The following is a 12,153-nucleotide window of genomic DNA, read 5'->3' as shown; positions in this document are numbered from 1 at the left end:
AACGGATTCGCCACTGCGGTCCAGGTGCCGATGAGCGCCCGGTTTGGTGATTCGACTCGCAGCGTCAAAGCCGTGAGTGCGCAGGCCTTCCCGGGTCATCCGGTGGCGCCGCCCGCAGTGCTGGCCGCGACCTTCCACCTGGCGAATGACGACGCCGCGGACCTCGATGCCTACGGCCGCAGCTCCAATCCGACCTGGCGGCACCTGGAATCGGCGCTCGCCGAGCTCGAGGTGTCGGCCGGCGCGTTGGTGTTCAGCTCAGGGATGGCGGCTATCAGCGCCGCATTGTGCGCACTGACCAAGCCGGGGGCGGTATTGGTGCTGCCGGCCGACGGTTACTACCAGGTGCGCCGCTATGCGGCTGAATACCTTGTGCCCGTTGGAGTCACGGTTGAGGAGGTGGCCAGTGCACAGATCTGCGATGCCGCGGCAGGTGCCGACGTGGTGCTGGCTGAGACTCCCACCAACCCGGGACTCGATGTTGTCGATCTGCAGCAGCTGGCGAGGGCCTGCCATCGCCGGGGCGCGCGCCTGATCGTGGACAACACGACCGCCACGCCGCTGGGCCAGCAGCCGCTGGCACTGGGTGCCGACCTCGTGGTGGCCAGCGCCACCAAGGGCCTGTCCGGTCACAGCGACCTGCTGGCCGGCTACGTGGCCACCAACGATTCGGAACTGCTCGCCGCCATCGAACGTCAACGGCTGCTTGCCGGAGCGATCTTGGGCGCGTTCGAGGCCTGGCTGGTGCTGCGCAGCCTGGGTAGCGCCGGATTGCGCTTCGAGCGCCAATGTCACAACGCGCAGGCGCTGGCGACGATGCTGCGGGACCATCCGAGTGTGCAAGCGGTGCGCTACCCGGGGCTTCCCAACGATCCCGCGCATCCCGTGGCCGCGGCGCAGATGCGCAGCTTCGGTGGCCTGGTGTCTGTCGAGCTGGCCGACGCCGCCGCCGTGCATGCCCTTGTGCGGGGGAGCGAACTGCTCATCGCGGCGACGAGCTTCGGCGGCATCCACACCTCCGTCGATCGCCGTGCCCGCTGGGGAGACCCCGTGGCGGACGGATTCGCGCGCATCTCATTGGGCATCGAGGACACCGATGACCTTCTGGCAGACGTCGAACGCGCCCTCACCTGCCTGTGATTCCCACACCCACGCGTTAGGTTCGTCGTGTCGGTCGACAGCAGAAGGGATGAAACTGCGGCGTGAGCGGAGGTCGTTGATGAGGATTCGGGCAGGAAGCGGCATTGTGCTTCACCACAGCGCAGTGTGATTGACGAGCGCATCGGCAACAGGCCCGACACCAAAGAACAGGAATAGCAGCCGTACCGACATTGGCCCGTAGCGGGTGAGCACTCGGACGAGTCGGCGCTGAATCCGCCTGGCTCGCATGGTTCGTTTCATCGAAATCAAAAGTCGTACGCAGGGTCGTTGTCGAGAATTTTCGCGAACATCGCGGTGAGCCCTCGGAGGTCGGATTCGGATCGCGCACTGTGGCATGCGTTGTGCAGCTCGGTCAGGTCGGTGTTCAGCCAGTTGAGCCCGGCGCTGCGTTCGGAGAGGAGGAGGTCGAAGAACTCGCGGGTGGTGCGGCCATTGCCCTCGCGGAAGGGATGGGCAAAGTTCGTGTAGTCGTTCAAGTAGGCGACGGTGTATGCGAGATCTGCCTCGGGGACATCCTTGAGTTGGTTGAGCCGGTGAATGTCAGCGGCGACATGGGTCATCGGCTGGTCGATGCTGCCTGGTGGGCAGAAAGGCTCGCCGCCCTTTTCGATGCCGACGGTCCGCAGTTCTCCGGCCCAGACGTATACGTCCTGGAATAGCTGACGGTGGAGCGCTTGCAGGTAGGCGAGATCGTATGTGCGGTGACCCAGAAGGCCGGGGGCTTCGCGGAGTTCGATGACACGCGCCTCGACGAGGTCGTTCTCCGCGTCCCGCAGCGCTTCAGGTGTCTGGGCACCGACCCGGTTTCTCAGGATGCTGGTGCCAGGGATGAAATAGCCCCGCCAGTTCTGCTCGGGATCGCCGGTGTCCCAGGGGTGCTGCACTCCCGAGCTCGGCTACTGGAGGTTGTATCGGCGCCGGACGCGGTCGCGTAGTTCAGCGGCGGTGATGGAGCCGAGCGCGTAGGCGACCTGGTCGGCGCGCGTGGCGTTGGTGCTGCGGGAACCCTCGAGCTCGGTGCTGCGGCGGATTGCGCGGACGGCTTTGACCCGGCGCTTGGCCTTCTGTAGCCCGGTCACCTGGACACCACCTTCATTCAGTCCCCCTAGGATAGACGACGTAACTGACGAGAGGCACGGCCTCGAAAGCCGTGGCGTTACTCCGCTTGTTGACGATCCAGCAACGCGATACTCGATACAGTGAAAGCCCGTGACTAGTGTCCTGCGCCATTAATTCGTTACATAATTGTAATCGATGGGCTTCGGCGGCGTTCCGCAACGAATCACGTTGGTGGATGGGATGATTCGTGTATGGCATCACGTGGGCGACCGACGGCGGAGTTGGCCTTGACCGAGGAGGAGCGTGAGACTCTGGTTCGGTGGTCACGGCGGCCGAAGTCGTCGCAGGCATTGGCGTTGCGGTCACGGATCATCCTGGCCTGCGGCGAGGGTTTGTCCAACAAGGCGGTGGCCGCGAAATTGGGTGTGTCACAGCCCACGGTGGGCAAATGGCGTACCCGGTTTGTCGACAAGCGGCTCGATGGGCTGGTCGACGAGCCGCGTACCGGTCGCCCGCCGTCGATCCTGTTGGACAAGGTCGAAGAGGTGATCGTGACGACGCTGGAACACAAGCCGGCCAACGCGACACACTGGTCGCGGACCTCGATGGCAAAGCGCAGCGGCCTGTCGCCCTCGACGATCGGGCGGATCTGGCGCAAGTTCGAGCTGAAACCGCATTTACTAAGGAGTTCGTAAGTAAGTCGAGACATGCCAGCGAAAATACCTGCTGGCCGATGATATTCGGCGAGAATAGGTATGTGCGCGATAACGATGGCCGCAAGCTTGATCACAAGACGCTCGAAGTGCTGCGGAAGCGGGCGGTGGAGCAGGTCGAGGCGGGTGAGCACCCCGAAAAGGTCGCTGTGACAATGGGGTTCCACAAGAACACCGTCTACGGGTGGCTGGCCAAGGTCCGCGACGGCGGCAAGGACGCGTTGGCGGCCAAACCGGTTCCGGGTCGCCCGCCCAAGCTGGTGCCGGAGCAGCTCTCGCGACTATATGAGTTGATCGTGGGCAGCGATCCGCGCCAGCTGTCGTTCGGGTTCGCCCTATGGACCCGCTCGATGATCGCCGAGCTGATCCGCCGCGAGTTCGCGATCACCCTCAGCGAGGCCAGCGTGGGCCGGCTGCTGCACACGATGGGCCTATCCCCGCAGCGACCGCTGCATCGCGCCTACCAGCAGGACCCCGATGCGGTCGAACAATGGAAACGCGAACAATTCCCCACGATTCGTAAGGCCGCCAAAAGGGAGAGCGCGACGATCTATTTCGCCGACGAGGCCGGCGTGCGCTCGGACTACCATTCGGGCACCACCTGGGCGCCGGTCGGGCGCACACCGGTGGTGGCCAACACCGGCGCCCGCTGGAGCATCAACATGCTCTCGGCTGTGAGTGCTCAGGGCAAGCTGCGATTCATGGTCCACGACGGCAAGGTCAACTCGGCGGTGTTCATCGAGTTCTGCAAGCGCCTGCTGCGCGACGCCGCCGCCCCGGTCTACCTGATCGTCGATGGCCACCCCTGCCACCGAGCCAGGGCCACCAAGGAATTCGTGGCCTCCACCGGCGGCAGGCTCAAGCTGTTCTTCCTGCCCGGCTACTCGCCCGAGCTCAACCCCGATTAGTGGGTGTGGAAGAGCGTCAAGCACGACCGCATCGGCAAGACCGGCGTCACCAGCAAGGATGACCTGAAGAACAAGGCCACCAACGCGTTACGCCGACTGCAGAGACTCCCACACCTGGTCCAGGGATTTTTCCGCGACCCGAATTTGGCCTACATCGCGGCCTGACTCGACTTATTTACGAACTCCTTAGTAAATGCGGTTTCAGCTCGAACTTGCGCCAGATCCGCCCGATCGTCGAGGGCGACAGGCCGCTGCGCTTTGCCATCGAGGTCCGCGACCAGTGTGTCGCGTTGGCCGGCTTGTGTTCCAGCGTCGTCACGATCACCTCTTCGACCTTGTCCAACAGGATCGACGGCGGGCGACCGGTACGCGGCTCGTCGACCAGCCCATCGAGCCGCTTGTCGACAAACCGGGTACGCCATTTGCCCACCGTGGGCTGTGACACACCCAATTTCGCGGCCACCGCCTTGTTGGACAAACCCTCGCCGCAGGCCAGGATGATCCGTGACCGCAACGCCAATGCCTGCGACGACTTCGGCCGCCGTGACCACCGAACCAGAGTCTCACGCTCCTCCTCGGTCAAGGCCAACTCCGCCGTCGGTCGCCCACGTGATGCCATACACGAATCATCCCATCCACCAACGTGATTCGTTGCGGAACGCCGCCGAAGCCCATCGATTACAATTATGTAACGAATTAATGGCGCAGGACACTAGGGGCCGTCCGTCGGCGCCGTCGCTTCGGGACCGCTGTACGACGCGGCCACCGTGCTCGGGGACCAGGTCCAAGACCCTGTCTTCGTATGCGATCAGCGCCTCATCCGCCCCCGGATGAGCCCACAGCAGCGCATAGAAAGTGAGGCTCATACGACCAAGCCCAGCACACGGCACGCGGTGAGGCGTCACGCACGCGAACGCGAAAATATCCCTGGCCGTATCCCGCCCGCTCAACACTTCACGCTGATTACATTTCAAAAGTTGCGGTAAGGGCGGGCGGTGGCGTCAACCGGTTGACAGGAGGTGGGTTCGAACGCTTGGGCGAATCTGCTGGTGCGGGTACGCAACGCGCTGATACCAGCTCTGACCAGTGCCCCCGGCACGACTCGAACGTGCGACCTAGGGATTAGAAGGCCCTTGCTCTATCCACCTGAGCTACGGAGGCAATGTGCACGTCAGTCTAGCCAACGGACGTCGGCGGTTCGGCCGGAGCAACACGACGCGCCCGAAAGGGCTTCCGCCGCCGCGATTATCGGTTAGGGTAGTGACCCTCGACACACGTACAACATCGGCTGGACATGAGCCGTTAACCGCAATGTGGCGTGTGCCTGACGTCGAGGGGTGGCATAGCTATGAGCGTGGCCATAGATGTGGCTTCGCGGTGCTCGCGGGCCAGTGCCCACGCGCTGCGACTGGCGGCCGATGCCAGGGATACCTGCCGTGCCAGCGCGCTGCTGCTGCGCGGTTCGCCGTTCGCGCTCGGCTGGGTCGCGGGCTGGCTGTCCACGGAATTTCCGCCCCACGTGGTGACCGGACACGCGTTGTCGCGGGTGGCCCACCCGGCCGTCGGCCGGGTCGCCACCACCTGGGCGGCACAGCGCGCCGATCAGGCCCTCACCGCGGCCCTCGAGGACGCTTTGGGGCCCGACTTTCGCGACCAGGTGTCGCATCCGACCTGCCGTACGTCGCAGCGCACCCCCCGCGACGGCCTCTTCCAACGGCCCGGCCCGCACCGCCGCTACGCGGGCCACACCTCCGACATCTCCTACGGTCCCGGTGGCACCGCGCACCTGCTCGACATCTGGCGGGGCCCCGACGTGGCACCCGGCAGCCGCGCCCCGGTGCTGATCCAGGTGCCGGGCGGCGCATGGACCGTCGGCGACAAACGGGTTCAGGCCTACACGCTGATGAGCCGGATGGCCGAACTCGGCTGGATCTGCGTCTCGATCAACTACAGCAAGAGCCCGCGCTGCACGTTCCCGGCGCACCTGATCGACGTCAAGCGTGCGATCGCCTGGGTCCGCGAGAACATCGCCGACTACGGCGGCGACCCCGACTTCATCGCGATGACCGGCGGCTCGGCCGGCGGGCACCTGGCGTCACTGGCCGCGCTCACGCCCAACGATCCGAGGTTCCAACCCGGATTCGAACGCGCCGACACCACGGTCCAGGCCGTCGCGCCCTACTACGGGGTCTACGACTTCGTCGACGCCGACAACATGCACGATCTGATGCTGCCGTTCCTCGAGCAGTTCGTGATGAAAGCCCGCTACGCCAGCGCCCCCGAGCGGTTCGAGGCGGCGTCCCCGATCTCCTACGTCCACCCCGAGGCTCCGCCGTTCTTCGTGCTCCACGGCGAGAAGGACGAAATCGTTCCCTGCGGCCAGGCCCGCTCCTTCTGTGCGGCGCTGCGCGCGGCCGGCGCACCCACGGTTGGCTACGCCGAGCTCGCCAACGCCCACCACGCCTTCGACATCACCCCGACGCTGCGCTCGCGGCTGGCCGCCGACGCCGTCGCCGACTTCTTCGGTGTGGTCTACGGGCGGCGCTCGAGCGCGCTGATGGATTCGCTGCCGCTGGCGGTCACGTCCGCCAGCTGACGTCCGGACCCGTCGCCGGCGCGGGGCCCGCGACCGGATCGTGCCTTTTCACCAGCCCGTCAACCCGACTAGCGTTGTGGTGGCGATTGGTCCGAGGTGAGAGGCTTGGTCGGCGGTGACACGTATGGCACGTCGAGTTGGTGATCATGGCTGAGGCCAACGATTCCGTGGCCGTCGTGAAATTGTCCGACGAGCTTGGACCGGTCGACTACCTGATGCATCGGGGCGAGGCCAATCCCCGGACCCGCTCGGGCATCATGGCCCTGGAATTCCTTGACGCGACACCGGACTGGGACACCTTTCGCACCCGCTTCGAGAATGCCTCGCGCCGGGTGCTGCGGCTGCGGCAGAAGGTGGTCGTCCCGACCTTGCCGACGGCGGCGCCGCGCTGGGTCGTCGATCCCGATTTCAACCTGGACTTCCACGTGCGCCGCGTGCGGGTGTCCGGGCCGGGCACGCTGCGCGAGGTGTTCGACCTCGCCGAGGTGATCCTGCAGTCACCGATGGACATCTCCCGGCCGCTGTGGACGGCCACCCTGGTGGAGGGCCTGCCTGACGGGAGGGCCGCGACGCTGCTGCACGTCAGCCACGCCGTCACCGACGGCGTCGGTGGCGTGGCGATGTTCGCCGAGATCTACGACCTCGAACGCAACCCCCCGCCCAGGCCGACGCCGCCGCTGCCCGTTCCGCAGGACCTGACGCCCAACGAGTTGATGCGGCAGGGCATCAACCGGATTCCCCTGTCGGTGCTCGGTGGCGTCCTGGGCGCGGTGTCCGGTGCCGTCTCGACGGCCGGGCGGGTGGTGCTGGAGCCGACGTCGACGGTCTCGGGGATCGTGGGCTACGCCATGTCGGGGATGCGGGTGCTCAACCGGGCCGCCGAGCCGTCGCCGCTGCTGCGCCGGCGCAGCCTGGCCACCCGCACCGAGGCGATCGACATTCTGCTCGCCGACCTGCACAAAGCCGCCAAGGCCGGCGGGGGATCGATCAACGACGCCTACCTCGCCGGTCTGTCCGGGGCCCTGCGTCGCTACCACGAGGCCCTCGGCGTGCCGGTCAGCACGCTGCCGATGGCGGTACCGGTGAACCTGCGAGCCGACGCCGACGCGGCCGGGGGCAACCGGTTCACCGGAGTCAACCTGGCGGCGCCGCTGGGCACCGCCGACCCGGTTTCCCGGATGCGCAAGATCCGCGCCCAGATGACCCAGCGCCGCGACGAGCCCGCGATGAACATCGTCGGCTCCCTCGCGCCGGTGCTCAGCGTGCTGCCGACCGCCGTGCTGCAGGGGATCACCGGCTCGGTGATCGGCTCCGACGTCCAGGCCAGCAACCTCCCGGTCTACCCGGGGGACACCTACCTCGCCGGCGCGAAAGTCCTGCGCCAGTACGGCATCGGCCCGCTGCCCGGCGTGGCGATGATGGCGGTGCTGATCTCTCGGGGCGGGTGGTGCACGATCACCGTCCGCTACGACAGGGCGGCGATCCGCGACGAGCCGTTGTTCGCCCAGTGCCTGCTGGAGGGTTTCGACGAGATCCTGGCGCTGGCCGGCGACCCGGCGCCCCGCGCGGTGCCCGCCTCGTTCGGCGAGCCGGCCGCGGCGGCGTCGCGATCGGTGGCGGGATCATGAGCGCATCCGAGGAGCAGGGGACCGAACGCGACATGCAGAAACCGGCGACGGACATGCGACTGCCCGGATCGGTTGCCGAGATCATGGCCAGCCCACCGGGGCCCAAGATCGGGGCGTTCTTCGACCTGGACGGGACCCTGGTCGCCGGCTTCACCGCGGTCATCCTCACCCAGGAGCGTCTGCTGCGCCGCGACATGGGGGTGGGGGAGCTGCTCAGCATGGTGCAGGCGGGTCTGAACCACACGCTCGGGCGCATCGAGTTCGAGGACCTCATCGGCAAGGCTGCCTCCGCGCTGGCCGGGCGGCTGATCGACGACCTCGAGGAGATCGGCGAGCGCCTGTTCGTGCAGCGGATCGAGGGCCGCATCTACCCCGAGATGCGCGAACTGGTGCGGGCGCACGTGGCGCGTGGACACACCGTGGTGCTCAGCTCGTCGGCGCTGACCATCCAGGTCAACCCGGTGGCCCGATTCCTCGGCATCACCAACATGCTCACCAACAAGTTCGAGACCACCGAGGACGGCATGCTCACCGGCGGCGTTCAGAAGCCCATCCTGTGGGGGCCCGGCAAGGCCGCCGCGGTGCAGCGGTTCGCCGCCGAGAACGGCATCGACCTCAAGGACAGCTACTTCTACGCCGACGGCGACGAGGACGTCGCCCTGATGTACCTGGTCGGCAATCCGCGGCCGACCAACCCCGAGGGCAAGATGGCCGCGGTGGCCAAGCGGCGCGGCTGGCCGATCCTGCGGTTCAACAGTCGCGGACCGGTCGGCCTCCGCCGGCAACTGCGCACGCTGGCCGGTTTCGGTTCGCTGTTCCCGATCGCCACCGGCGCGGTGGGGATCGGGATGCTCACCCGCAGCCGGCGGCGCGGGGTCAACTTCTTCACCTCCACCTTCTCCCAGGTGCTGCTCGCCACCACCGGTGTCCAGATGAACGTCATCGGCCGGGAGAACCTGACCGCGCAGCGCCCGGCGGTGTTCATCTTCAACCACCGCAACCAGGTCGACCCCGTCATGGTCGGCGCGCTGGTGCGCGACAACTGGACCGCCGTGGGCAAGAAGGAACTGGCCAAGGACCCGATCATGGGCACGATCGGCAAGGCGATGGACGCCGCGTTCATCGACCGCGACGATCCGAGCGCCGCCGTGGAGTCGCTGCACCAGATCGAAGAGCTCGCCAGAAAAGGACTCTCGGTCGTGATCGCCCCCGAGGGCACCCGCGTGGACACCACCGAGGTCGGACCCTTCAAGAAGGGCGCGTTCCGCATCGCGATGTCCGTCGGCATCCCGATCGTGCCGATCGTGATCCGCAACGCCGAGGTCGTCGCCGCGCGCAACTCCACCACCATCAACCCGGGCACGGTCGACGTGGCGGTGTTCCCGCCGATCCCGGTGGACGACTGGACGGTCGAGACGCTGCCCGAGCGCATCGCTGCGGTGCGCCGGCTGTATCTGGACACGCTGGCCGACTGGCCCGCCGACGAGCTGCCCGAATCCGATCTGTACAAGACGAAAGCGGCCAAGAAGGCCCCGGCCAAGAAAGCCCCAGCGAAGAAGGCCCCGGCCAAGAAGGCCCCAGCCAAGAAAGCTGCGGCCAAGAAGGCTCCGGCGAAGAAGGCTCCGGCGAAGAAGGCTCCGGCTCAGAAGGCCGCGGCGAAAGCCCAGCCGAAGGCCCCCGGCCCCGGCGAGGATACACCCGAATCCGGGCCCCGAGGGCGCGCGTGAGCGAACCGGCCGCAGACACCAGCGCAGTCCTCAGCGCTCAGGATTCGCTGGTGTTGGCGTCCATGGCCTCGCCGGTCGAGATGGAGCTGATCACGACCTGGGTGGAACGGCAGCGCGCCGACCACCCGGGGACCCGGGTCGACGTGCTGCGGCTGCCCGAACCCGACGCACCGCCGTCGGAGCTGACCGCGCTGGCGCAGCAGCTCGAATCCGGTGACGACCGTTCGATCGTGCCGGTTCAGGTGTTCTGGTTGCCGCCCCCGGATCGCGGCCGGCTCGCCAAGGTGGCGGGCCTGCTGCCCGGCCTGGATCCCTACCACCCCAACCAGCGCCGGCAACGCCGTATCCGGCGCGACGCTCCCGGCCGTGCGCGGGTGGTGGCCGGCGAGCCTGCCAAGGTTTCCGAGCTGCGCCAGCAGTGGCGCGACACCACGGTGGGGGAGGATCCGCGCGATTTCGCCGGGTTCGTCGTCCGCCGCGCGATCCTGGCGATCGAGCGCGTCGAGTACCGCATCCTCGGGCCGCAGTACAAGTCTCCGCGGCTGCTCAAGCCGGAGATCCTGGCGTCGGCGCGGTTTCGTGCCGGCCTGCAGAAGATCCCGGGCGCCACCGTCGAGGAAGCCGGGAAGATGCTCGACGAACTCGCCACCGGGTGGAGCAGGGTGTCGGTCGACCTGGTGTCCGTGCTCGGCCGGGCGATCAGCCGCGGATTCGATCCCGAGCTCGACTACGACGAGTACCAGGTGGCGGCCATGCGCTCCGGGCTGGAAGCGCACCCGGCGGTGCTGCTGTTCTCGCACCGGTCCTACATCGACGGCGCGGTGGTGCCGGTGGCGATGCAGGAGAACCGGCTGCCGCCGGTGCACGTGTTCGCCGGCATCAACCTGTCGTTCGGGTTGATGGGCCCGCTGCTGCGCCGGTCCGGGGTCATCTTCATCCGCCGCAACATCGCCGACAATCCGCTCTACAAGTACGTCCTGCGCGAGTACGTCGGCTACATCGTCGAGAAGCGGTTCAACCTGAGCTGGTCCATCGAGGGCACCCGCTCGCGGACGGGCAAGATGCTGCCGCCCAAGCTCGGCCTGCTGGCCTACGTGGCCGACGCCTACCTCGACGGCCGCAGCGAGGACATCCTGCTGCAGCCGGTGTCGATCAGCTTCGACCAGCTGCACGAGACGGCCGAGTACGCCGCTTACGCCCGCGGCGGGGAGAAGACCCCCGAGGGGATCGGCTGGCTGTACAACTTCATCAGGGCGCAGGGCGAACGCAACTACGGCAAGATCTACGTCCGCTTCCCCGAGGCCGTGTCGATGCGCCAGTACCTCGGCCCGCAGCAAGGTCCGCTCAACCACGACCGGGACGCCAAAAAACTTGCCCTGCAGAAGATGTCGTTCGAGGTCGCATGGCGAATCCTGCAGGCCACCCCCGTCACCGCGACGGGGTTGGTGTGCGCGCTGCTGCTGACCACCCGCGGCGCGGCGCTCACGCTCGGCCAGCTGCACCACACCCTGCAGGCCTCCCTGGACTACCTGGAACGCAAGCACACCCCGGTCTCGACGAGCGCGCTGCGGCTGCGCACCCGGGCGGGCGTGCGCGCCGCGGTCGACGCGCTGTCCAACGGTCACCCGATCACCCGGGTCGACGGCGGCCGGGAGCCGGTGTGGCAGATCGCGCCCGAGGACGAACACGCCGCCGCGTTCTACCGGAACTCGGTGATCCACGCCTTCCTGGAAACCTCCATCGTCGAACTCGCGCTCGCGCACGCGCGCCACGCCGGCGGCGACCGCATGGAGGCGTTCTGGGCGCAGGCGATGCGGCTGCGGGACCTGCTCAAGTTCGACTTCTATTTCGCCGACTCGGCGACGTTCCGGCAAAACATCGCCGAAGAGATGGCGTGGCACGACGACTGGGAGTCCCACGTCGCCGCCGGGGGAGACGAGATCGACGCGATGCTGTTCGCCAAGCATCCGCTGATGGCCGACGCCATGCTGCGGGTGTTCTTCGAGGCCTACGAGATCGTCGCCGACGTGCTGCGCGACGCGCCGCCGGACATCAACCAGAAGGATCTGACGGAGCTGGCTCTCGGGGTGGGGCGCCAGTACGTGGCGCAGACCCGCATCCGCAGCAGCGAATCGGTCTCGACGCTGCTGTTCGCCACCGCGCGCCAGGTCGTCGAGGACCAGGGCTTGATCGGCCCCGGAGCCGACCTGACCGAACGGCGGGTCGCCTTCCGGCGCGAGTTGCGGAACGTGCTGCGGGATTCCGACCACATCGGTCGGCTCGCGCGCGAGCAGTTCGTCGCCCGCGAGTTCAAGGCGCGCCAGGACCGCCGGGACAGCCGAACCGACTGACCGCAGCGCG

Annotated in this window: 9 protein-coding genes, 1 tRNA gene and 2 pseudogenes; 7 read left to right on the top strand and 5 right to left on the bottom strand. The window is 67.3% G+C overall.

Features of this window, described 5'->3' with window-relative positions:
• Positions 1-30 precede the first annotated feature (30 nt).
• Positions 31-1,140 (top strand): cystathionine gamma-lyase, encoded by a 1,110-nt coding sequence (locus ACJ512_RS21125; RefSeq protein ID WP_407688994.1) that lies wholly within the window; start codon positions 31-33, stop codon positions 1,138-1,140.
• Between the two features lie 111 nt (positions 1,141-1,251).
• Here the strand turns inward: ACJ512_RS21125 and ACJ512_RS21120 are convergent.
• The 3 genes and pseudogenes from ACJ512_RS21120 to ACJ512_RS21110 form a co-directional block, all read right to left on the bottom strand.
• Positions 1,252-1,488, bottom strand: a pseudogene (locus ACJ512_RS21120) (hypothetical protein); the annotation flags it as partial.
• Positions 1,407-2,045: a Fic/DOC family protein gene (locus ACJ512_RS21115; protein ID WP_407688993.1), complete on the bottom strand. Its 639-nt coding sequence runs from the start codon at positions 2,043-2,045 to the stop codon at positions 1,407-1,409. The gene ACJ512_RS21115 and the pseudogene ACJ512_RS21120, both read right to left, overlap by 82 nt.
• 12 nt (positions 2,046-2,057) lie before the next feature.
• A complete protein-coding gene (locus tag ACJ512_RS21110) occupies positions 2,058-2,240 on the bottom strand; it encodes an antitoxin VbhA family protein (protein WP_407688992.1) in 183 nt (60 codons plus the stop codon).
• Positions 2,241-2,471: 231 nt separating this feature from the next.
• Here ACJ512_RS21110 and ACJ512_RS21105 point away from each other — a divergent pair, with 231 nt between their 5' ends.
• Positions 2,472-2,915, top strand: a complete 444-nt coding sequence (locus ACJ512_RS21105; protein ID WP_461479831.1) for a helix-turn-helix domain-containing protein — start codon at positions 2,472-2,474, stop codon at positions 2,913-2,915.
• A gap of 38 nt (positions 2,916-2,953) precedes the next feature.
• A pseudogene (locus ACJ512_RS21100) lies at positions 2,954-4,006 on the top strand (IS630 family transposase).
• A 10-nt stretch (positions 4,007-4,016) separates the two neighbouring features.
• Here ACJ512_RS21100 and ACJ512_RS21095 read toward each other — a convergent pair.
• Entirely contained in the window at positions 4,017-4,460 is a 444-nt protein-coding gene (locus tag ACJ512_RS21095) for a helix-turn-helix domain-containing protein (protein ID WP_461479831.1), read from the bottom strand.
• A gap of 468 nt (positions 4,461-4,928) precedes the next feature.
• Positions 4,929-5,002: transfer RNA gene (locus ACJ512_RS21090), tRNA-Arg, on the bottom strand.
• Positions 5,003-5,189: 187 nt separating this feature from the next.
• Between ACJ512_RS21090 and lipQ the strand changes: the two genes are divergently transcribed.
• The 4 genes from lipQ (at position 5,190) to ACJ512_RS21070 (ending at position 12,143) form a co-directional block, all read left to right on the top strand.
• A complete protein-coding gene (gene lipQ / locus ACJ512_RS21085; RefSeq protein ID WP_407685785.1) occupies positions 5,190-6,437 on the top strand; it encodes an esterase LipQ in 1,248 nt (415 codons plus the stop codon).
• Between the two features lie 146 nt (positions 6,438-6,583).
• A complete protein-coding gene (locus ACJ512_RS21080) occupies positions 6,584-8,065 on the top strand; it encodes a WS/DGAT/MGAT family O-acyltransferase (RefSeq protein ID WP_407685786.1) in 1,482 nt (493 codons plus the stop codon).
• Positions 8,062-9,792: an HAD-IB family hydrolase gene (locus ACJ512_RS21075; protein ID WP_407685787.1), complete on the top strand. Its 1,731-nt coding sequence runs from the start codon at positions 8,062-8,064 to the stop codon at positions 9,790-9,792. The genes ACJ512_RS21080 and ACJ512_RS21075 overlap by 4 nt, the downstream gene beginning before the upstream one ends.
• A complete protein-coding gene (locus tag ACJ512_RS21070) occupies positions 9,789-12,143 on the top strand; it encodes a glycerol-3-phosphate 1-O-acyltransferase (RefSeq protein ID WP_407685788.1) in 2,355 nt (784 codons plus the stop codon). Before ACJ512_RS21075 ends, ACJ512_RS21070 begins: the two co-directional genes overlap by 4 nt.
• Positions 12,144-12,153 lie beyond the last annotated feature (10 nt).

Source organism: Mycobacterium cajalii (assembly GCF_045809005.2).
In the GTDB taxonomy this organism is placed as follows: domain Bacteria; phylum Actinomycetota; class Actinomycetes; order Mycobacteriales; family Mycobacteriaceae; genus Mycobacterium.
This window is presented reverse-complemented; position numbering and strand designations above follow the sequence as displayed.